This window comes from Neobacillus cucumis (genome assembly GCF_016908975.1).
Classification (GTDB): domain Bacteria; phylum Bacillota; class Bacilli; order Bacillales; family Cytobacillaceae; genus Neobacillus; species Neobacillus cucumis.
The window spans coordinates 214,005-234,706 of sequence record NZ_JAFBEX010000007.1 but is presented as its reverse complement, the minus strand read 5'-3'; the positions used below and the strand labels follow the sequence as shown (position 1 = coordinate 234,706).

The following is a 20,702-nucleotide window of genomic DNA, read 5'->3' as shown; positions in this document are numbered from 1 at the left end:
GACATGATGAAACACTTTAAGATTACAGTTCTTTTATCTGCACTATGTATGATGTTAAGCTTAGCTGGCTGCAGTTCGAGTTCTAGCAGCAAGCAACAATCAACAAAAGAAACGAAATCTGTTGAGGTTACAACCAAAGCAGAGACGAAACAAAAGGAAAATTCCAAACCATTGGCGGTTGCCGACCAAACCAAGAAGGCCGCACCTGCTACGGAAACAAAGGCTCAACAACCAGCGGTAGTGAAAACAGAGAGCGAACAGACGACTCAGCCAACTTCTACTGCTGCACCAAAAACAACTACTAATGCATCAACAAATAAAAATGCAGGAACATCAACAACAAAGCCTGCAGGGACGGCAGCAAATAAAACGACTAGTACGACAACCAATCCAACACCCAAAACAAGTACAACACCCAAAATAAGTACAACAACCAAAACACCTACAACAACCAATACCACAACTACTCCAAAGCCGGTTACGGCTCCAAAGCCAGAAACGACAGTAACGCTCTCGATTGTGGGTCCAAAAGACAAAGGAACCATCCTTGCTGCAACAAAGATTAAAATAGAAGATGGGTATACTATTTTCGATGTCGTTAAACACGCTAATGGTATTACGATTGATTCAAGCGGCAGCGGGGCAACGGCTTATATTGAAGGAATAAACAATATATATGAATTCGACTATGGGGCAAAAAGCGGTTGGGTTTTTAAACTAAATGGTGCGAGTATTACCAAAAGTGTTGGTGTGATTAAAGTTAAAGCTGGTGATCGAATTGCATGCTACTATACTGAATAATGGTTGGAGGAACAAAGGATGAAAACACGGTTTGACCGCTTTCATCCACTTGTGACTTTTCTTTATTATGCAGGGGCGGTTTCCCTGCTTATTCTTATGCTACATCCCATTTTTTTGGCCCTTGCTGCGGCAATTGTTTTTTTTATTAATTTACTCCATGATCGTTTATTGGGATTACGTCGATGGTCATGGTTTTTACTTACCACCTTCCTCCTTATGTTAATCATGAATCCACTTTTCAATGAGAGGGGGAGGTATTTGTTATTTGAAATCAACCAACAACGTGTAACAGCGGAAGCAGTTATTTATGGTGGAATGAATGCACTCTCAATTATTGGCATTATCTCCTTATTTGTTTCCTATAATGTCATCATGACACCGAACAAATTATTATTTTTATTTTCAAAATTGTTACCACAATTCGCTGTGCTTCTTATGCTGACCCTTCGATTTATTCCATTAATGAGAAGAAGACTGGATGAAATATATACTGTTCAAAGAAGTAAAGGACTTTCGATAAGTCATGGGAGCTTTAGCTCCCGCGCAAAGACTGGTATGCTATACATTCAAACCTTATTAACCTTTTCTTTAGAAGAAGCAATTCAGACGGCAGATTCCATGAAGGCCAGGGGCTATGGTCAAGGCCCACGCTCTTCCTATGAATATTATAAAATGAACCAATCAGATCGAATTGCGTGTTTTTATTTGCTATGCCTCATCGTTTTTATTTTACTTGAACGAATTTTAGGGTTTGGTGTATTAACCATTTACCCGGTTATGGAATTTTGGGGTCTATCATCGATGGACACAGCGGTTCTGATTTGTTACATCATGTTTTTAAGTTTTCCATTAATAGTTGAAGCAGGTGGAATGTTTCGATGGCGTTTATTGAATTAAATGAAGTTTGCTTTACTTATCCTGATTGTACAGAACCAGCCATTCGAAATCTTTCTTTTAAGATTAATAAAGGGCAATTTGTGGTTGTCTTTGGGGCATCCGGTTCAGGTAAAAGTACTCTTTTACGTTTATTAAAAAAAGAAATCCAACCCCATGGTCAAGTTTCTGGAAGTATTTCGATTAATGGGCAGTTGATTGAAGAGACAAAAGAGGGTACCAAGCGGATTGGCTTTGTCTTTCAAGATCCTGAAAATCAACTGGTAGCAGATGATGTTCTTCATGAAATGGTGTTTGGGTTAGAAAATATCGGTCTTGATACGAATGAAATGAGAAATCGAGTGGCGGAAATGGTGCATTTTTTTGGTGCCGAATCGATATTGAATCGAAAATCTCAGGAGCTTTCTGGCGGGAAAAAGCAGCAAATTAATCTTGCTTCTGTACTGTTAATGCAGCCAGATCTTTTATTATTAGATGAACCAACGGCCCAACTGGATCCAGTTAGTGCACGCGAATTTATTGATATGCTAAAAAGGCTGAATGAAGAATTTGGCATGACCATTGTCATGGCGGAACACCGCCTGGAAGAAGTTTTTACCTTAGCGGATCAAATCATTTTGATGGAAAATGGGCAGGTAGAACTTTCTGGTGAACCTAAAGAGGTGCTGCAAAAGATTTGGAATACAAACTATAAGGCGTATGTTCCAAAGATTCCTTCCTTATTTTTTAGAATGGGCGGTCAGGGGAGTGTGCCGTTAACCGTTAAAGAAGGAAAGGAATGGGTACAACAACACCAAATTGAGCCAACCCAAATGGGTGTTGAGAGAGTTTCTCCCCAAGGGGCAGAGCTTTTGAAAGTAAAGAATGTTTTCTTTCAATATGATAAAAAAACAGATTATATTTTAAATGAACTTGAACTTAGCATAAAACAAGGCGAGTTTTATGCATTGCTAGGGGGCAATGGTTCAGGGAAATCCACGCTATTAAAGGTGTTGGCAGGTCTTTTAAAACCGGAAAGTGGAACGGTATTTATAGATGAAATCCCTTTGAAAAAATATAAACAGCGAGAATTAACGAAAAAAATCGGCTATTTGCCGCAAAACCCGAAGCTTTTTTTCTTGCATGATACGGTTGAAAAAGAGATGAATACTACGCTTGATCAGTGGAATTTGCCTGTGAGTGAAGCAGGACAGTTATTAACTAAATTAGGGATTGCCCATTTGATGTCTAGTCATCCCTATGACCTGAGTGGAGGAGAACTACAAAAGGCGGCCTTGGCTTGTATTTTAGTACGGAAGCCTGAAGTTCTTTTATTGGATGAACCGACAAAGGGGTTGGATCCCATTTCAAAAAAGAATTTGGCCCATATACTCGTGGCACTACATACAGCTGGAATGACCATTCTTATGTCCACACATGATGTCGAGTTTGCGGCACAATATGCAACCAAGTGTGGGATGATGTTTCAAGGTAAGATTACTGCGGAAGATATACCTGATAAGTTTTTCAAAGGAAACTTTTTTTATACGACCATGATCCAAAGGCTGTTTCGCGGATTGTCAGAGAGAGAAATCCCGATGACGCTCGAGGAGGACGTTCAGTAATGCATAAGAACAAGACCATCGTAGGCAGTTTTCTTTTTATCATGATCTTTGTGGTTTTAGGACTTAACTATATTTGGGAAGATGCCTATATATGGTTTAGCATCGGTTTGATTTTTTTAGCAATTGTTTTTTTTATCTTCCGGTTTGAGACTAGAAATGTGGAACCTCGGGAATTGGTGCTTTTAGCGGTTCTTGCCTCGATTGCAGCTGTTGGAAGGATCCCATTTGCTAGTCTTCCAAGTGTTCAGCCAACTACATTTGTCATTATGATGTCCGGCTATGTTTTCGGGGCGGAAAGCGGATTTGTGATTGGTGCCGTAGCAGCCCTTGCCTCGAATATGATTTTAGGTCAGGGCCCGTGGACACCATGGCAAATGGTGGCATGGGGATTGGTAGGTTTAACGGCTGGTTGGTTAAAAAATACTTTTTTAATGCAACATAAATGGGGGCAAATTTTGTTTGGAGTAATTTGGGGGTACCTTTTTGGCTGGATTATGAATCTTTGGGGTTTCTTAGCAATCATTCAATCAGGCGGTGCAGATACATTGAAGGCGTTTATTGTTTATATGATCGGAAGTGCCACCTTCGATACCTTTCACGCCATCTCCAATGTATTCTTTTTACTCGTATTTGGCGGAATTTGGATCAAAATCCTCAACCGGTTTAAGAGGAAATATGGATTATTAGAATAAAAAAACTCCAGTTCTCACTGGAGTTAGGCTGTCGAACCCTCGACAGCCTATTATTTATTCAATTACTTTAATAATTCACCGTGTTAATTTGTTATATATTTTGGCTTTTTAATAAGTCTGTTGATTGGCCCTCCAGGCACTTCGCTTTCCGCGGGCGTGCCGGGGAGCCTCCTCATCGCTTCGCTCTTGCGGGGTCTCCCCTGACCCGTACTCCCGCAGGAGTCTTCGTGCCTTCCGCGCCAATCAACAGAGTGTTTTCAATTAGAACTTCAGCTGAACTAATGAATATTAGTCATATTATAGTGATGATAAATGACGCCCTACTGATACTCTTATTTTATTTAGTTAGGTGAAAACGATTATCTAAATTAGGTAAAATGCTTTATAAATTTAGAAAGGAAAAAATTGAGCGTAGCTTCGCAGACTCGGGAAGAGCTACACGGGCTTCGCAATTGCTGGCTATGGGGATTAAAAAATGCAAGTGAACAGGCTCTTCTTACAGCAGCCTGACAAAATATAATAAAGATTGCAACACACTTGGAAGGTTAGAAAAGTGAGTTGCAATACATTAGGTTGATTTGCCTCCCTGTTGATAGGAGCGGAGGGCACTCGACTCCTGCGGGATAGAGAGGTCACTGGAGACCCCGCAGGCGCTAAAAGCGCCGAGGAGGCTCCAGGACCTCCCCGCGGAAAGCGAGTGCCCGTAGCGGAAATCAACAGGCCCAATAGTAGAGCAATAAATAAATTAGGTAATTAGATACTGACTAAATAAAAAAATTGTCGAGAAAGTTACCCTTTCTCGACAATCTGACTCCAGTTCTCACTGGAGTTATTCTTTATGGATTAAGTCCTTTTGCTTTATCGATTAACGCATTGATTCCTTCACCAATCGTATATAGCGCCTTATCCACATTCTGTTTCCATTTCGGAGCGTTTTCTACAATAGTAGAGCCTATTTTTTTGGCATTTTGATTTAATTCTTCTCCAATAGCCTTCGCTTTGTCATTGATACTCTTTTGCGCTGCAGCTTTTCCTGCAAGCTGGTCGTTAATGGAGGTTACTTCAAAACTTTCATTAGGCAAATGGGTAATGGACTCTCTTATGATCTCTTTAAAGATTGGAACCACATCAGATGAGCTTGCACTTGTTAAATAATGCTGCCTGTCGGTTTGGTCATAACCAATCCAAATGGCTCCGACAAGGTTTGGTGTATAGCCGACCATCCATTGATCCTTTGTACCGTTTATCCCGCTGAATGGCAGCTGGGTTGAACCAGTTTTTCCAGCAAGCTGAACACCTTGGATATGAGCTTTTCTTCCAGTCCCCGTCTCGACTACATTTAATAACATCGAAGTCATTTCATTGGCTACCGTTTTCGATGTTACCTTGGTTGACTTGGTTTCATGCTCTGCAATCACATTCCCAGTTGGTCCAACAATCTTGGTAATTAAGTGACTATCCTCTCGTACTCCGCCATTAGCAAAAGCAGAAAAGGCATCGGCCATCTGAATTGGTGAAACACCCTTACTCATTCCACCAAGAGCAATTGCGAGGTTTTCGTCAGCTTTTTCAACCGGAATCCCAAACTTCTTTAATGAATTCAAGCCCTTATTTAAGCCCATCTCATTTAAAAGCCAAACAGCTGGAACATTGAGTGATTCTTCTAGGGCTTTGTACATTTGGACCTTACCTGAGAAGGTTTTTGAGAAATTCTCCGGTGTATAATTTCCAATTGTCATTGGTTTATCTTCAAGCTCAGATGAATACGTATAGCCGTTTTCTAGTGCTGGTGTGTAAACGGCCAATGGCTTAATCGAAGAACCAGGTTGGGCTTGCAATTGTGTAGCTCTGTTAAACCCGCGGAAGACATGCTCACCACGACCGCCAACAAGGGCTCGGACACCACCTGATGCAGGGTCCATTAGTACAGAGCCGCTTTGCACTAACTTTCCTCCCATACTTTGTGGGAATAAGTAATTACGACTGTAAACTTTTTCTAATCCAGCTTGCAGATTTTGATCCATTTCTGTATAAATCCGATAGCCTCTTGTTAATATTTCGTCCTGTGTTAATCCATATTTTGAAATAGCTTCATTTAAGACGGCATCCACATAATATGGATACTTACGCTCAATATTGCTACCGCCGCCATCGTGTAATACAATTTTTTCTGCCTTAGCCGTTTTGTACTGTGCGGACGTTATCATCCCTTGTTCTTTCATTTTAGCTAAAACGACATTACGACGTTTCATTGCTAAGTCATAGTTATTATAGGGATTAAGATAGTTTGGTGAGTGTAAAAGGCCTGCTAACATTGCTGCTTCACTGATCGTTACATTTTTAATATCCTTATTAAAATATTTTTTCGAGGCGTTACCAATCCCCCATGCTCCGCCGCCAAAGTAAACCTGATTTAAATACATTTGTAGGATTTCATTTTTTGTATAAACCTTCTCAATTTTCACGGCTAAAAATAATTCTTCTGCTTTTCTTTTATAGGTTCTCTCAGGGGAGAGCAGTGCGTTTTTTGCGAGCTGTTGTGTTAAGGTACTTCCGCCAGCAGTAACCCTTCCGGCAAAAAGGTTTCCGAAAAAGGCCCGAGCAATTCCTTTTATATCGAAACCGCCATGTTCATAAAAACGTTCATCCTCAATGGCAACAACCGCATTGGGAACATATTTAGGTACTTCCGAGATAGTTATACCCTGCGTTCGATTGGTCGAAACATTGCTGGCCACTTGTCCATCTTTATCATAAATAACGGTTGGTTGGCTTAATCCTTGTTTTAATTGATCAACGTTTGCTCTTGATGCAAGCCAGCCAAAATAGGCAATGGTGGCTAGCACAACGACTAGTATGAGTAATAATAATATTTGTGTTAGATGTCTTTTTTTCCAAAAACGGATGATGAACCCCCAAATGGGTTTTATTTTCTCCATGTTATCTCCTAACTTTCAATGGGAATTTTCGATTTCTTTATTATAAAATTTCTCAAGAAAAAAGACCAACATTGTGTATTTTATTATTGTAAGAAAACGGTGATAACCGTAGACAACCTTTCTGCTAAGTTAGCATATTTTATTAGAGACTAAAATAAAAGAATAGGGTGGGGAGAAATTGATTAACTGGAAAGTCCGCTTCAAAAACCGAAATTGGGTTATAGCCTTTCTTTCACAAATCATGATTGTCGCTGAAATGGTTTTGTCGGGTTTACATTCAATGGGGCTCATTCATTTTCAATTAACTGATAGCATTCAAAATTCCATTCTAACAGTGGTTAATGCCGTGTTTGTGTTATTATCGATGCTGGGAATTATCCAAGATCCCACAACGAAAGGGTATAGGGACAGCGATCAAGCATTAAAGTACGAAAAGCCCAATTAACCTTTAGTGGAAAATATAGGAATGTTATTAAAATCCATCCAAAGTTGGAAGGGGTTTGTTAAAATAATGGTAGGAAGAAATAAATGTAATACATGAAGGTCTTCTGTTAATGAAATTTCAAATACGAAGATGGATTCAACGAAAAGGGGTCCTTGAAATGAGTTTCTGGTTTAAGATTATATCGGCAATCATATTGATAGTTTTTGTAGAGGAATTCATTTACAATTGTTGGAGCCGCTTTTTGTACGGGAAAAACATTGAGTTAAGGAAAAAATGGATGACTCGCTTTCAAATCATGTTAACATTTAGGAAGAGGAAAAAGAAAATAGTTATGGACCATCATAACCAAGAAAAGAGCTCCGGTTGAATAATCGGAGTTCTTTTCTCTTTTTAGGTTAGAAAATAAATTGAGATGTTAGTTCGTTTGTGGTTTATTCTGCTTTTTTCTTTTTTTTATGAAAGATTTAACAAAGCTGACAGCAAGGAAAAAGGCGAATAAAAACACGATTACGTATTCAGCTGGTTCCATTACACGGAAGGGGTTTAAGGCCTTCCCAAAAAGTCTTTTGGGCTCAGTCCCCAGCAAAATATCTAAGAATATAATTAAGCCTAGCATTCCGCCTGCCAGTATAAAAATAACAAACATCGCTTTCAAATGCCGTCACCTTCATTCCATGTTCTATCTTATTATTTAGATTTTTAGATTCCTTATACTTGGAGGTTCATGGATTTTTGGATATTCGTGTCCCTTTTGGGGAAAATAACCATAATTAACTCTTGGAATGAGGTGGAGACTTGTGTCAATCCTGTCACAAATTTTGAAGAAAAAACAGCAGAAGAGACAGAATGATAATTATCGACAAAAACAAGATCCACTTAAACCAGAAGATTTACCAATCCTTCGCCATTATAAAGAAAATATCGACCGTATTAAAGGTGAATGTGGGAATAGTACGGATGTTACCATCCGGGAATTTTTAGTTAGCGGTCATAAAGTAGCGTTAGTTTATATTGATGGATTGATTGATAGCAAAATGATTAGTGATTTTCTGTTAGAACCTTTTATGGAGAAAATCCTTCCTGCGCAACAGGATATTTTTCAATTTCTCATGGATCATGCATTAGCATTAGGAAGCGTCCAAACCATCGATAATTGGAATACTGTCTATGACTCGTTATTTTCAGGAAATAGCGTGATTTTTATCGACGGCTGCAATAAGGCAATAGGCGCTGAAACAAAGGGATGGGATAAGCGTTCTATTACAGAGCCAACTACACAGTTATCCATCAGAGGACCAAAGGACTCATTTACCGAAACATTAAGAACCAATACGGCTTTACTCAGAAGACGGTTAAAAAGTCCTAATTTATGGGTGGAATCGCTGAAATTAGGCACAGTGACCCAAACGGATATTGCGCTTGTGTATATAAAAGGAATTGCCAATGAAAAAATTGTCGATGAAATCAGAGAGAGATTAAAGCGAATTGATATTGATGCCATTATTGCATCAGGATATATCGAACAGTTAATTGAGGATCAAACATGGACAACATTTCCGACCACCTTTCACACTGAAAGACCCGATGTAGTCTGCTCCCAGCTGGTTGAAGGCAGGATTGCTATTATAGTCGATGGGACACCATTTGTTCTTACGGCGCCTGCGTTATTCGTGCAATTTTTTCAAGCGCCAGATGATTACTATTCCCGGTTTGATATTTCAACAGGGATCAGGCTCCTAAGGATTATTTCCTTTTTAGTTGCCCTTATTGGTCCTGCTACCTATATAGCGGCCACAACGTTTCATCAAGAAATGATTCCTACCACCATGGCGATTGCCATTGCGGCTCAAAGGGAGAATGTGCCATTCCCTGCCTTTGTTGAGGCCTTGGTGATGGAAATAACCTTTGAAATCTTGAGGGAGGCTGGTCTTAGGCTTCCTCGAGCAGTCGGTCAGGCAGTGTCCATTGTAGGTGCGCTTGTTATTGGTCAGGCTGCTGTTCAAGCTGGATTTGTCTCACCTGTTATGGTTATCGTCGTATCGATTACCGCCATCGCGAATTTTTCTACACCGATTTTTGCCATGGCGATTGCGGCCAGATTACTTCGCTTTGTCTTAATGGGCTTGGCAACTATTTTAGGTTTCTATGGCATGATGCTCGGGCTTATGTTTATGGCCATTCATTTATGTTCTCTCCGCAGTTTTGGAATTCCATATATGATGCCGCTAGCACCATTTAATATTAGTAATCAGGCAGACGCCTTTGTGCGTTTTCCACTCTGGGCATTTAAAAATAGACCACCCTTTATTAGTAAAGGGAATATTAAGAGAACGGGAGAAAATCAAAAGCCTGGACCTCCAAATCCGGATAAAGGAAAAAATAATAATGGTGATGAGTCATGAAAAAAGGCTTTCACATAGTAACGATATTAATTATGCTTTTGCCGCTGCTTAGTGGATGTTGGAATCAAAAAGAATTGACTGAATTGGCCTTTGTTATGGCGATGGGCATCGATAAAGGGAAGGACAATAAATTTAAGGTCTCTTATCAGCTTGTCAATCCAGGTAATGTGATAACCGGACAAGGCGGCGGGGGAGGTCAAGGTCTGCCCATTGCCGTTTATCGTAGTACTGGGGATACGTTAACAGAGGCAGCTAGAAAGGCTACGAAAAAGGTATCACGGCGCCTCTATTATGCTCACACAAATTTAGTTGTGATTAGTGAAAAAGTGGCCAAAGAAGATTTGCTCTATATTTTAGATGCTCTTGACCGCGACCCTGAATTTCGAACCACTACGGAAATGGTTGTAGCAAGAGGTTCTACAGCAGAACAAATTGTGACAACACTTACGATTCTTGATCGGCTTCCGGTTAACAAGATTACCAAACAGATCAAAGCTTCAGAGGTCATGCTTGGTGAAAATATGAGTGTAAATATTGATGACTTTTTGATGGAACTTGTGAGCAAGGGGAAAGAGCCTTTTTTAAATGGTTACCGTTTAATTGGTATTAAATCGAAAGCTAGGGAAGGGGAAAACTTGCAAAAAACCACAACAGATGCCTTTCTTGCTTCAGATGGTTTAGCAATCTTTAAAGACGGAAAATTACTCGGCTGGATGAGTAATAATGATGCACGCGGAGTAGTATGGATTCAGGATAAGGTAAAAAGTACCGATATTTATATTGATTGGAAGAACAAGAAAAAGGCCCTGGTTGTGGCACCGATTCGATCGAAAACAAAAGTTTCTGTTCAGTTTATTAATCAAAAACCTATTATCAATATTAAAATTGATAGTGAAGGCTGGCTTAGTGAAGCAAATACAGCCATTGATTTAAACAACCCCGATGTGATAAATCAAATCGATAAGCTAGCGGAAAAGGAAATCAAAAGACAAATAGTACACTCAGTGAAAGCTTCACAAAAATTAAAAACGGACATATTAGGATTTGGTGACAAAGTTCATATTTCCAATCCAAAATTATGGAAAAAGTATCAAGGAAATTGGGACGAGGAATTCGCATCATTAAAGGTGAATGTGAGCGTAGATTTTTATGTTCGCCGTGAAGGAATTAGGACCATACCATTTTGGTCTACCATGGAGAAATAAATATCGGGTAAGGGGGGAGTGTATGGAAAGCGCAAAAATTAAGGCCTATCAATTATTTGTACTGGTTGTTTTGTTTGAAATGGGGAGTGCGATTCTAGTTGGACTTGGGGCCCAAGCCAAACAGGATGCCTGGATTGCCATTATTTTAGGTCTTGGGTTTGGGTTAGGAGTCTTCCTAATCTATTATCAATTATATAAATATTATCAGGACCTCCCCCTTACCAGTTATATTCAAAAAATTACCGGAAAGTGGATTGGACGCATGATCGGAATAGGCTATATCATCTACTTTCTCTATTGCGCTTCGAGGGTATTAAGGGATTTTGGGGAATTGTTAACTACAACGATCTACACCACCACTCCTTTAATTGTCATTAATTGTTTAATGATCTTTACGATTATTTATGGTGTTCATAAGGGATTTGAGGTAATTGCAAGGGTGGGTGAGCTCTTTTTTTTAATCGTTTATATGATGGCGGTGGTTGGCTTTGGGTTAATCATGTTTTCGGGTTTAATCCATTTGGAAAACCTAAGACCCATTTTAGAAAATGGCTTGAAGCCTGCTTTAAAAACCGCCTTAACAGAAACTGTTAATTTCCCATTTGGAGAGATGGTGGTTTTTACGATGTTGCTGCCCTATTTAAATGATGCTAAAAAGGCAAAATGGGTGTGTTTAGGTGGGATGGTCCTTAGTGGAATAAATATTACCATCACAGCAGTTATTAATGTTGCCGCACTAGGTGCTGATTTATTTGCAAGGGCGAACTTTCCGCTCCTATCCACGATCAGTAAGATTCAATTGGCAAATTTTATTGAACGGCTGGATGTTCTGTTTATGCTGTATTTGGTGATTGGCGGGTTCTTTAAAATCTCCATATTTTTCTATGCAGCCGTAATAGGAACTGCCGATATATTTGGCTTTAAAAACCATAGGAAGCTCAGTTTTCCTATGGGTGCCCTTGTTTTGTTTTCGTCGATTACCATTGCTTCCAACTATGCCGAGCATATAAAAGAGGGACTACAGATTGTTCCAATCTTTTTACATTGGCCATTTCAAATCTTGATTCCATCGTTTTTATTAATGATTGCCTTTTTTCGAAATAGAGGTAAAGGGAAAAATGAACAAGCATAAAAAAACTGCCAAAACATGCTTCACGCAAGTGGCAGTTTTTTTTATTATGAGATGTCTTGAAGCTTTGCCTTACTTGTATTTTGTATTGTTGGCAAGGAAATCTCCACGGATGTTCCATGGTTCTTTTGGCTGTTAAACCGTATTTGTCCATTGTGAGCTTGAACAATTTTAAAGCTAACGGTTAATCCAAGACCCGTTCCTTTTTCTTTAGAAGAATAGAACGGTTCACCAAGTTTTTCTAATCGTTCCTTAGAAATGCCGCAACCATTATCTTTTACCACAATGTTTACTTGTTCTCCTGTTACAGGCAGAAGGGAAATCTCAACTATACTTCCTTTATAAGAAGCCTCAATCGCATTTTTGATGATATTTATAAATACTTGTTTAAGCTGATTTGGCTCACATTCAATATAATGGTCTATTTCCGGAAAAGAAGGGGCGATTTGAACATTATGGTAAATGGCTTCCGTGTTTAATAATGAAACCACATCACCTAAAAGTTTTTGGATAGAAGCTTTCGAAAATTTAAGATGTTGTGGCTTAGCTAGTAACAGTAATTCACCCACAATATAATTAATCCGATCTAATTCATCAATCATGATCCCATAGTAGAACTGGTGTTTTGGGTCTTCCATTTGTAAAAGCTGAACAAAACCCTTTAAAGAGGTAAGCGGATTTCGGATTTCGTGTGCCACACTTGCAGAGAGTTCACCCACTACCGAAAGTTTTTCTGTTCTTCTTAGCTGTTCCTCTGTTTTTCTTAAGCTGGTTACATCTCGTCCATAGCCAATGATACCTGAAATTTTTCCATTGACGATAATGGGTACAGATGTACATTGCAATGTAATACTATGACCCTTACGGTGAGGAACCTTAATTTCATACATAATCGGTTTACTTTCTTCTACAACAGATTGAATAAAGTGAGTGACGAATTTTTGATACTTTTTAGACAATAGACTTGTTACGTTTTGACCCAAAAAATCCTCTCGCTTAAAACCAGTAATCACATCGAAATGAGGATTTAATTTGGTAATTGTGCCGGCTAAATCCAACATATAGACAATATCAGGACTATATTCGAATAACGATTTATATTGCTGTTGACTTTCAGCTAGTTGTAAGGCCATTTCCTTTTTCTCCGTTATATCTCGACCAATTACAACTAAACCTTGTCTGCTCTGATCAGAATGGAACAGCGGAACCTTGATGGTATCGAATGTTCTTCTTGTTCCATCCGGCATAGGGAGTACCTCTTCGACTCGGGTAATTCCTGCATTTTTCCAGGCCTGTTCGTCCGATTCTTCACAAAACATAAGCGCATCCGTATGAAACTTAGAATAATTAGCAAGCTCGGAATCCTTTTTTCCTCTGTAATCTACCTCTTCGAGACCAAACAATTGCAGCCCAAATTCATTTGCCTCAATCCATCTGCCCTCACCATCCTTGAAGGTAACAATGTCAACCATGGAATTAATGAGCGTCGAAAGCCTCTGTTTATCCTCCTGGGAGTGTGTTAATTCCTGTTGTTTACTGTAGGAAAAATAAATAAATGCGCCAGTGACAATAATATAAAAGAATTCCTTTGTTCTCTCGACAATGAAGATGTAAGGCGATGGAAGAAATTCTTGAATTAAATAATTGGAACCATATATCCAGATGATACTACTGATTATATAAAGGATAACTAACTTTTTTTTATCCATCTCATTCACCAAATTCTTTCTTGAAAACAAAGCTTCCAAGAATAATAGAAAACATTCTATTATATAGTACAAGAAAATGACCTATTTTGGAATAATAAAAAGCTAAATTCAATTTTATGGAAGATTAGCCTTATCTTAGTGCATATTCTTTAACCATCTCAACAGTAACTAATTTCCGTGTCGGGATGATTCCTTGTCTAGCCAATTCATTAATCTGGTTTGTAACATGATTGATTTTTTCCGTTGTAAATGGTTGTCCTGCTTTGCATAATGTGACAGTTTCTTCAATATAAAGTTCCCTTAAATGGTCAAGAGAAAGGAAATCGTTAATTTTCTTATTTTGTTTATTCACATGTTCCGAAATTGCCTTATGAACACTCATTTTTTTACCCCTCTTTTGTTATTTTTCTTAGTAAATTCTTTTACCAAGGATCAGTAAATCTCGTTCAACACCGTCTAACTCTGCCACATTTGGCAAGTGAGCCCATTTTTCAAAACCAAAACTTTCAAACAACTTCACGCTAGGTTCATTATGTCCAAAAATAAACCCAAGCAAAGTCTTAATACCCAGTCTCGGACATTCATCAATTGCCTTTTGGATGAGGAATTTCCCTAACTTTTTCCCGCGAAAATCATGATGAATGTAAATACTTATTTCTGCTGTCGCGTTATAAGCTGGCCGGCCGTAAAACGACTGAAAGCTGACCCACGCACAAATTTGCCCATTTGTTTCGACTACCCATAATGGACGAAATGTAGGGGTGTGCTCGAAATACCATGGCATTCGGCTTTCGACCGTAACGGGCTCTAAATCGGCCGTAACCATTCTGCCGGCAATGGTGGAATTATAAATATCAACGATCACTGGCATTTCTTTTTTATCTGCATCTCTTATTGTAAAATTTTCATACATGGTGAATGTCACTCCGTTGGTTAAAGTTATAATTAGATTTTATGATATAGTTCTAACCCTTTCTTTTCAAGAAATATTTTATTCAAAAAGACATATAAAAAAGACAGACCCTTTCCAAGACTGAAAAGGGTCCGCTTAGTTGGCTGCCGAAAGCAGCCAACTCGTTTCTTGATGCTAAGAGCTATCTTACCAGCGATGGGCCTTAGCATTACTCCTTAAGATGATTTGGTTCTGCGACACTCTTGTCTGACCGTTCACCAGTGCTTTTGTGTGCTTCGGTCTTGTAAAAGTGTAGTGAAAAAGCTCCGACTGTGAATCTAAAGTGTCTCTGTAGCTCATCAACAATCACCTCATCATAGGATTATGAAACGGATATTCAAAAGAATATCACCCTTATTATTTGTAATAATGAATGAAAATAGTCAATAATCTTATTGATGAATCAAAATTGCCCTAAACGTTAAAATAAAAAAGCATTTAAAAATAGACTCTGTTAACGAAATTGTTGTTTTTTTACTCTGTTGATTGGAGCGGAGGGCGCTCGACTCCTCGAGTGCTATCGCATTTTCTTCGTGCGTGGGCGGATTCGAAGAAGAATTTCAATGTTCTGCGGGAGTACGGGGCAGGGGAGACCCCACAGGCGCTGTCTTCGCCGAGGAGGCTACCCGGCACACCCGCGGGTAGCTTGACGCCTGGAGCGGAAATCAACAGCCAAATTTAACAGAGCTAAAAAATAAAAAAGGATGATCAAAATTGAAGATGACCGGGAATACGATATTAATTACTGGCGGAGCGTCCGGCATTGGTTTTGCGTTTGCCGAGCGTTTTTTAGAAAAAGGCAATGAGGTCATCATTGTCGGCAGGCGCGAAGAAAAATTGCGTGAAGTAAAGGAGAAATATCCTGCGATACATACAAAGGTTTGCGATGTTTCCAAAGATGACGAGCGAATCGATTTGTTCGAATGGGCAATAAAAGAATTTCCTCAATTAAATGTCCTTGTTAACAATGCTGGTATCCAACAAAGGGTCAATTTGCTTAATGCGAAAGAGAATTGGGATTATTATCGTAATGAAATTTCCATTAACGTTGACGGACCGATCCATTTGAGTATGCTGTTTACACCTCATTTTCAAAAACAAGAACAGGCAGCTATTATAAATGTAACCTCTGGATTGGCTGTTATGACTGGAGTATGGGTGCCTGTTTATAGTGCAACAAAAGCGGCGCTGCATTCTTTCACAACCTCACTGCGCCATCAGCTGGCTGAAACAAACATCGAGGTGATTGAAGTTCTTCCTCCAGCGGTAAATACAGATTTAGGCGGAGCAGGATTACATACCTTTGGTGCGCCATTAATGGATTTTGCCGACAGCATCTTTACTGAACTTGAAAAAGGTGAGGTTGAAATCGGATATGGCGGTACCAAAGAGAGACTTCTTGCTACACGAGATGAAGTTATGCAGGGCATTAAGGGAGCCTGGCAGAACTTTTTAAAAAACAATCCCGGATTCCGTAGTTAAAAAAGTGCTAAAAAATCCTCTTGCCATTTTAGGGCTTGAGGATTTTTAACATTAAAGGTAGTTTTTGCTTGTTATATCTAAAAGTTCAGAATAAAATGAGGTTACATACCAACCGGTAGGTATGTATTGACTAGACACTGCATACTCTTAAGGACAAAACTAGATCCCCAGAAGAAGAATGGAGTGAAAAAAATGCATTTAAGCCTTACCGACGAACAAGAAATGGTGCAAAAAACGATTAGAAAATTTGTAGAAAAGAACTCATTCTACTTGAAAATGAAGTACTGCGAAATGAACGTGAAGGCAGACCAAGTCTCCCTCCAGGTGTGTTAAAAGAGCTGCAGTTATAGGCAAAAGAAGCCGGTTTCTGGGGGATTAATACACCAGAAAAACTGAGCTTTGCCTGATGGATTATCGGGGCTAGAGCGGTTGGAGCAGCCGAACGCCTGCTGCAAATGGCCATTGATTATTCAAAAGAACGGATTACCTTTGGGAAGCCGATTGCTGAAAGATAAGCGATCCAATGGCAAATTGATGATTCTGCAGTTGAAATTGAAGCAGCACGATGGTTAGTACTTAATGATGCGTTTACTTTGGATCATGGCGAAGATAACCGTCATTTGGCCTCAATGGCAAAAGTATACGGCTCTAATATGGGGAACAGAGTGGTCGATCGTGTCCTGCAAATCCATGGAGGAATGGGCTATACCAAAGAGCTGCCGATTGAAAGATGGTACCGTGAAGCAAGTTTATGGCGGATTTACGACGGGACGGATGAAATTCAGCGGATGATTATCGTCAGAAATTTAATTAAAGGTCATGTCAAGGTGGGGCAATACGTATAGAATTAATGTAAGCGTCATCTATGTGAATTGAAGAAATGGGAGGTAGAAAAATGGCAGGGAGATTTTCAGGAAGAGTGGCATTTGTGACGGGCGGCAGTCGAGGAATCGGCAGAGGAATTGTCGAACTTTTTGCTGAAGAGGGGGCAAGGGTTGCGTTAATTGACTTAAATGAAGAGGCATTAAATGAAACAACTAGTGAATTAAGGGAAAAGGGCTATGAAGTTTTTTCAAAAGTTGCCAATGTTGTCGATTCAGAACAGGTCGAAAATGCCGTTAAAGAAGCTTATGGAACGTTTGGCTCGATTGATATATTAGTTAACAATGCCGGGGTCATCAGAGATAATCTATTGTTCAAAATGACAGATTCTGATTGGCAGACCGTCATGGATGTGCATTTAAAAGGCTCTTTTAATGTTGCTCGTGCCGCGCAAAAATACATGGTTGAGCAAAAATATGGACGGATTATCAATATTTCTTCCACATCAGCGCTGGGAAATCGTGGTCAAGCCAATTATGCTGCTGCCAAAGCCGGCTTACAAGGATTTACCAAAACATTAGCGATTGAGTTAGGCAGATATGGCATCACAGCTAACTCCGTTGCACCTGGCTTTATTGAAACGGAAATGACGAAAGAAACTGCAGCCCGAATTGGTATCACCTTTGATCAGTTAGTCCAAGCAAGTGTCGCGAGTATTCCGGTAGGCAGAAGCGGTAAACCGGCAGATATCGCTAATGCTGTTGCCTTCTTTGCGGATGAAAGATCTTCGTTTGTCAATGGCCAGGTCATTTATGTGGCTGGCGGACCAAAATGCTAAAGGTGAGGTGAAGAATCTTGTTTAACAATCAAATCGGAAAACAATCCAACAAAGTGAAAAATGCCGTGGAAAGAGGAGCGGTAAAGAAATTTGCTGAAGCGATTGTTGACCTTCATCCAATCTTTGTTGATGAAGATACAGGCAAACTTTCCAGATACAAAAATAATATTGCTCCGCCTACCTTCCCGCGGGTATTTGATTATGGGGTGATTGAAGGGTTAAATTTGACTATCGAGGGTCTCATTCATGGGGAACAAACCTTTCATTATAAACGTCCATTGGTAGTCGGCGAAGAAGTTTACTGTTATTCCAAAGTAAAAAACTACTTTGAGAAAAAGGGCAATTTTGGGCAAATGGGATTCTTAGTATTAGAAAGCCTTGGGGAAGACGAAGCAGGGAATGTGATTTTCAGTTCTACCTCTACCATTGTCATTTCTGAAGCGGTAAGGAAGGTGTTGGTAAAATGAGTACACTAACACAATTACAAGTGGGTGAGTCGCTGCCAGAGGTGCAGCTTTCTCCTGTCTCACGGATGGATCTGATCAAATATTCAGGAGCCTCAGGTGATTTTAACCCCATTCATACGATTGATGATGAGGCTAAAAAAGTAGGTCTACCTGGAATCATTGCCCATGGAATGTGGACAATGGGCAATTTGGCGAAGCTGTTTTCCTCATACTATGAAGAAGGGTTTATTCAGGATTACTCGATTCGTTTTAAAGGGATGGTTTTTCTAAATGATGTGATAACACTAAAGGCGAACCTGAAAGAAAAACAGGGTCAAATCTTAAAGTTTGCCGTTCAAGCGGTAAACCAGCAAGGGAATGAGGTCTTAAAAGGCAAAATTGTCTATTATCAATATTAAAAAACTGATTTTTATAGAACCCGGCATGGTGGATAGAGCTATTTTCATGCTGGGTTTATTACTAGATGAGAATGGGAGTGTATCTTAACTCAATCAGGTTATGTTGAAAATTGTCGGAAGGTTGAGTGTTGAGTACTGTCATCATATCCATTATGATTTGAGTAGTGCCATACTGACTGGTGGGTATGTGAAGGGGGAAACGATGAATTTTGATTACTCCGAAAAGGTTCAGGGCATCTGGCGCCGGTAATCCCCGTTGTAAAATGGCGATCGTAATTGGAAAAATGATCCGTCAGCACCGATTCATAAACAGCAATCTATGATTCAGTTTCCATTACATACTCGAGGGGTCACGATTAAATGAACTTTACCAGTGTTTGGATACAATCATGCCCCACATGGACATGCCGAAATGGAATATAAAAATGTTCGTGTACCTGCTGCAAATATACTTTGGGGAGAAGGAAAGGGCTTTGCCATTGCACAAGGTCGGCTTGGACCGGGAAGAATTCATCATTGTATGAGAACAATCGGGGCAGCGGAGCGGGCACTCAAAGAATTATGTAAGCGTGTTCAAAATCGAGTGGATTTTGGAAGGAATGGATTGCTGATGCCCGAATTGAAATCGGTCAAGCTAGATTGCTGACACTGAAAGCAGCCTATATGATGGACACAGTCGGCAATAAAGACGCGAAGGCTGAAATTGCGATGATTAAAGTAGTCACCCCAAATATGGCACTGAAAATCATCGATCGGGCGATTCAGGCGTTCGGTGCCGTTGGTGTGAGTGAGGATACGCCGCTTGCTGCCAGCTGGGCTAATATTCGCACATTAAGATTAGCAGATGGTCCCGATGAAGTTCATAAGCGTGCCATTGCCAGATATGAGCTAAAAAAATATCGATAAGGGGGTTCAAATGTATGCATGTTAAACAACTTTTCGATTTAACAGGCAAGGTGGCAATTGTCACAGGCGGGGGCCGGGGGCTTGGTCAGCAGATGGCTGAAGGGTTTGCAGAGGCAGGCGCCAATGTGGTCGTCTGTTCTCGAAAATTAGGGGCGTGTGAGGAAGTTAGTGAGGGTTTGAAAAATCTTGGTGTGGACAGCCTTGCATTGCAATGTGATGTCTCTAATCCTGAGGAAGTCCGGAATGTGGTAGAGCAGACGGTCGAAAAATTTGGGCGAATCGACATTCTTGTTAACAATAGCGGCGCCTCCTGGGGAGCTCCAGTTGAGGAGATGCCGATTGAGGCTTGGCAAAAGGTCATGAATGTCAATGTCACAGGGACATTTTTAATGTCTCAGGCAGTTGGGAAAGTGATGCTCGAACAGCAATCTGGAAAAATCATCAATATTGCTTCGACTGCTGGGTTAAAGGGGACCAATCCGAAGCTGATGAATGCAATTGGCTATAACGCTAGTAAAGGTGCCGTCATTACATTTACAAAAGATCTGGCGGCCAAATGGGGACCAAAATGGATTTATGTGAATGCTATTGCACCCGGTTTCTTTCCAACGGAGATGTCGAAAGGACTCTTAGAAGCTGGCGGAAAGACTATTCTCGAAGGTACACCGTTACGCAAGTTTGGCTCAGATTCCGATATAAAAGGCGTAGCATTGTTTTTAGCATCGGCAGCTTCGGATTTTGTAACGGGAGATGTGTTAGTGGTCGACGGTGGCGCACATGCCATGTAATCGACGGAGATAGGGAGAGAGATTTTGCTAGAACACGATTTTATAAAAAAAAGAGAGAGAAATGGATTGGAAAATCAGGAGGTCTTTTAGAAAACTTAGAAAAATATACTGAGCGGGGGTCAAAACAATATTTTTATAGGAGGGACAGCTTAATGCACAGAGACGCTGTCATCGTTTCCGCAGTCCGGACAGCGTATCGCTACCATTATTGAACGGAAGTAGCCATTAG

The 20,702-nt window shown here is 40.0% G+C and carries 20 protein-coding genes and 3 pseudogenes; 17 read left to right on the top strand and 6 right to left on the bottom strand.

The genetic code is table 11. The features are described 5' to 3' along the window. Nucleotides 1–3: 3 nt before the first annotated feature. From JOC76_RS11560 to JOC76_RS11540, 5 genes and pseudogenes are all read left to right on the top strand, one after another. Entirely contained in the window at nt 4–801 is a 798-nt protein-coding gene (locus tag JOC76_RS11560) for a DUF4430 domain-containing protein (RefSeq protein WP_205177757.1), read from the top strand. Nucleotides 802–819: 18 nt separating this feature from the next. After that, the gene (locus JOC76_RS11555; RefSeq protein ID WP_205177756.1) at nt 820–1,698 is read left to right on the top strand and encodes an energy-coupling factor transporter transmembrane component T; all 879 of its coding nucleotides are present in this window, start codon (nt 820–822) and stop codon (nt 1,696–1,698) included. Continuing rightward, nucleotides 1,680–3,299, top strand: a complete 1,620-nt coding sequence (locus tag JOC76_RS11550; RefSeq protein WP_205177755.1) for an ABC transporter ATP-binding protein — start codon at nt 1,680–1,682, stop codon at nt 3,297–3,299. The genes JOC76_RS11555 and JOC76_RS11550 overlap by 19 nt, the downstream gene beginning before the upstream one ends. Beyond that, complete coding sequence (locus tag JOC76_RS11545) at nt 3,299–3,991, top strand: ECF transporter S component (RefSeq protein ID WP_205177754.1); 693 nt, start codon at nt 3,299–3,301, stop codon at nt 3,989–3,991. Before JOC76_RS11550 ends, JOC76_RS11545 begins: the two co-directional genes overlap by 1 nt. Before the next feature lie 371 nt (nt 3,992–4,362). Then, nucleotides 4,363–4,501: pseudogene (locus JOC76_RS11540) on the top strand (transposase); the annotation flags it as partial. 326 nt (nt 4,502–4,827) lie between these two features. Here the strand turns inward: JOC76_RS11540 and JOC76_RS11535 are convergent. Next, a complete protein-coding gene (locus JOC76_RS11535; RefSeq protein ID WP_205177753.1) occupies nt 4,828–6,930 on the bottom strand; it encodes a transglycosylase domain-containing protein in 2,103 nt (700 codons plus the stop codon). Between the two features lie 178 nt (nt 6,931–7,108). Here JOC76_RS11535 and JOC76_RS11530 point away from each other — a divergent pair, with 178 nt between their 5' ends. After that, the gene (locus tag JOC76_RS11530) at nt 7,109–7,375 is read left to right on the top strand and encodes a phage holin (RefSeq protein ID WP_205177752.1); all 267 of its coding nucleotides are present in this window, start codon (nt 7,109–7,111) and stop codon (nt 7,373–7,375) included. Between the two features lie 415 nt (nt 7,376–7,790). Here JOC76_RS11530 and JOC76_RS11525 read toward each other — a convergent pair whose 3' ends face one another. Then, nucleotides 7,791–8,021, bottom strand: a complete 231-nt coding sequence (locus JOC76_RS11525; protein WP_504739416.1) for a YczF family membrane protein — start codon at nt 8,019–8,021, stop codon at nt 7,791–7,793. Between the two features lie 136 nt (nt 8,022–8,157). On the opposite strand from JOC76_RS11525, the gene JOC76_RS11520 reads away from it, so the two are divergent. From JOC76_RS11520 to JOC76_RS11510, 3 genes are read left to right on the top strand one after another with little or no spacing between them, the layout of a single operon-like run. Further along, nucleotides 8,158–9,777, top strand: coding sequence for a spore germination protein (locus JOC76_RS11520; RefSeq protein WP_205177750.1), 1,620 nt, complete (start codon nt 8,158–8,160; stop codon nt 9,775–9,777). Continuing rightward, nucleotides 9,774–10,982, top strand: coding sequence for a Ger(x)C family spore germination protein (locus JOC76_RS11515; protein WP_205177749.1), 1,209 nt, complete (start codon nt 9,774–9,776; stop codon nt 10,980–10,982). Before JOC76_RS11520 ends, JOC76_RS11515 begins: the two co-directional genes overlap by 4 nt. A 22-nt stretch (nt 10,983–11,004) precedes the next feature. Beyond that, nucleotides 11,005–12,114, top strand: coding sequence for a GerAB/ArcD/ProY family transporter (locus JOC76_RS11510; protein WP_205177748.1), 1,110 nt, complete (start codon nt 11,005–11,007; stop codon nt 12,112–12,114). 44 nt (nt 12,115–12,158) lie between these two features. Here the strand turns inward: JOC76_RS11510 and JOC76_RS11505 are convergent, their stop codons facing one another. The 4 genes from JOC76_RS11505 to JOC76_RS11490 form a co-directional block, all read right to left on the bottom strand. After that, on the bottom strand, nt 12,159–13,820 hold the full coding sequence (locus JOC76_RS11505) for a PAS domain-containing sensor histidine kinase (RefSeq protein ID WP_205177747.1): 1,662 nt from the start codon (nt 13,818–13,820) through the stop codon (nt 12,159–12,161). Nucleotides 13,821–13,950: 130 nt separating this feature from the next. Further along, nucleotides 13,951–14,202 (bottom strand): YpbS family protein, encoded by a 252-nt coding sequence (locus JOC76_RS11500; RefSeq protein ID WP_205177746.1) that lies wholly within the window; start codon nt 14,200–14,202, stop codon nt 13,951–13,953. 27 nt (nt 14,203–14,229) lie between these two features. Further along, complete coding sequence (locus JOC76_RS11495; protein WP_205177745.1) at nt 14,230–14,733, bottom strand: GNAT family N-acetyltransferase; 504 nt, start codon at nt 14,731–14,733, stop codon at nt 14,230–14,232. Between the two features lie 186 nt (nt 14,734–14,919). After that, nucleotides 14,920–15,072 carry a YpzG family protein gene (locus tag JOC76_RS11490; protein ID WP_205177744.1) on the bottom strand — a complete coding sequence of 51 codons (153 nt, stop codon included), beginning with the start codon at nt 15,070–15,072 and terminating at the stop codon, nt 14,920–14,922. Nucleotides 15,073–15,486: 414 nt separating this feature from the next. Between JOC76_RS11490 and JOC76_RS11485 the strand changes: the two genes are divergently transcribed. The 8 genes and pseudogenes from JOC76_RS11485 (at nt 15,487) to JOC76_RS11450 (ending at nt 20,473) form a co-directional block, all read left to right on the top strand. Continuing rightward, nucleotides 15,487–16,254 (top strand): SDR family oxidoreductase, encoded by a 768-nt coding sequence (locus JOC76_RS11485; protein WP_205177743.1) that lies wholly within the window; start codon nt 15,487–15,489, stop codon nt 16,252–16,254. A 192-nt stretch (nt 16,255–16,446) separates the two neighbouring features. Further along, nucleotides 16,447–17,099 (top strand): annotated as a pseudogene (locus JOC76_RS11480) (acyl-CoA dehydrogenase family protein). Nucleotides 17,100–17,149: 50 nt separating this feature from the next. Then, on the top strand, nt 17,150–17,914 hold the full coding sequence (fabG, locus tag JOC76_RS11475; protein ID WP_205177742.1) for a 3-oxoacyl-ACP reductase FabG: 765 nt from the start codon (nt 17,150–17,152) through the stop codon (nt 17,912–17,914). A 17-nt stretch (nt 17,915–17,931) separates the two neighbouring features. Further along, nucleotides 17,932–18,381, top strand: coding sequence for a MaoC family dehydratase N-terminal domain-containing protein (locus JOC76_RS11470; protein ID WP_205177741.1), 450 nt, complete (start codon nt 17,932–17,934; stop codon nt 18,379–18,381). After that, entirely contained in the window at nt 18,378–18,779 is a 402-nt protein-coding gene (locus tag JOC76_RS11465) for a MaoC/PaaZ C-terminal domain-containing protein (RefSeq protein WP_205177740.1), read from the top strand. Before JOC76_RS11470 ends, JOC76_RS11465 begins: the two co-directional genes overlap by 4 nt. A 100-nt stretch (nt 18,780–18,879) precedes the next feature. Continuing rightward, nucleotides 18,880–19,029, top strand: a complete 150-nt coding sequence (locus tag JOC76_RS11460) for a hypothetical protein (RefSeq protein ID WP_205177739.1) — start codon at nt 18,880–18,882, stop codon at nt 19,027–19,029. Beyond that, nucleotides 19,013–19,685 (top strand): annotated as a pseudogene (locus JOC76_RS11455) (acyl-CoA dehydrogenase family protein); the annotation flags it as partial. The gene JOC76_RS11460 and the pseudogene JOC76_RS11455, both read left to right, overlap by 17 nt. A gap of 14 nt (nt 19,686–19,699) precedes the next feature. After that, nucleotides 19,700–20,473, top strand: coding sequence for an SDR family oxidoreductase (locus JOC76_RS11450; protein WP_205177738.1), 774 nt, complete (start codon nt 19,700–19,702; stop codon nt 20,471–20,473). Nucleotides 20,474–20,702 lie beyond the last annotated feature (229 nt).

Bases quoted from the DNA above. Each gene is read 5' to 3' on its own strand.
- JOC76_RS11560 (WP_205177757.1), top strand. From the start codon at position 4: ATGATGAAACACTTTAAGATTACAGTTCTTTTATCTGCACTATGTATG.
- JOC76_RS11555 (WP_205177756.1), top strand. From the start codon at position 820: ATGAAAACACGGTTTGACCGCTTTCATCCACTTGTGACTTTTCTTTAT.
- JOC76_RS11550 (WP_205177755.1), top strand. From the start codon at position 1,680: ATGGCGTTTATTGAATTAAATGAAGTTTGCTTTACTTATCCTGATTGT.
- JOC76_RS11545 (WP_205177754.1), top strand. From the start codon at position 3,299: ATGCATAAGAACAAGACCATCGTAGGCAGTTTTCTTTTTATCATGATC.
- JOC76_RS11535 (WP_205177753.1), bottom strand. From the start codon at position 6,930: ATGGAGAAAATAAAACCCATTTGGGGGTTCATCATCCGTTTTTGGAAA.
- JOC76_RS11525 (WP_504739416.1), bottom strand. From the start codon at position 8,021: ATGTTTGTTATTTTTATACTGGCAGGCGGAATGCTAGGCTTAATTATA.
- JOC76_RS11520 (WP_205177750.1), top strand. From the start codon at position 8,158: ATGAGGTGGAGACTTGTGTCAATCCTGTCACAAATTTTGAAGAAAAAA.
- JOC76_RS11515 (WP_205177749.1), top strand. From the start codon at position 9,774: ATGAAAAAAGGCTTTCACATAGTAACGATATTAATTATGCTTTTGCCG.
- JOC76_RS11510 (WP_205177748.1), top strand. From the start codon at position 11,005: ATGGAAAGCGCAAAAATTAAGGCCTATCAATTATTTGTACTGGTTGTT.
- JOC76_RS11505 (WP_205177747.1), bottom strand. From the start codon at position 13,820: ATGGATAAAAAAAAGTTAGTTATCCTTTATATAATCAGTAGTATCATC.
- JOC76_RS11500 (WP_205177746.1), bottom strand. From the start codon at position 14,202: ATGAGTGTTCATAAGGCAATTTCGGAACATGTGAATAAACAAAATAAG.
- JOC76_RS11495 (WP_205177745.1), bottom strand. From the start codon at position 14,733: ATGTATGAAAATTTTACAATAAGAGATGCAGATAAAAAAGAAATGCCA.
- JOC76_RS11490 (WP_205177744.1), bottom strand. From the start codon at position 15,072: ATGAGCTACAGAGACACTTTAGATTCACAGTCGGAGCTTTTTCACTAC.
- fabG (WP_205177742.1), top strand. From the start codon at position 17,150: ATGGCAGGGAGATTTTCAGGAAGAGTGGCATTTGTGACGGGCGGCAGT.
- JOC76_RS11465 (WP_205177740.1), top strand. From the start codon at position 18,378: ATGAGTACACTAACACAATTACAAGTGGGTGAGTCGCTGCCAGAGGTG.
- JOC76_RS11460 (WP_205177739.1), top strand. From the start codon at position 18,880: ATGTTGAAAATTGTCGGAAGGTTGAGTGTTGAGTACTGTCATCATATC.
- JOC76_RS11450 (WP_205177738.1), top strand. From the start codon at position 19,700: ATGCATGTTAAACAACTTTTCGATTTAACAGGCAAGGTGGCAATTGTC.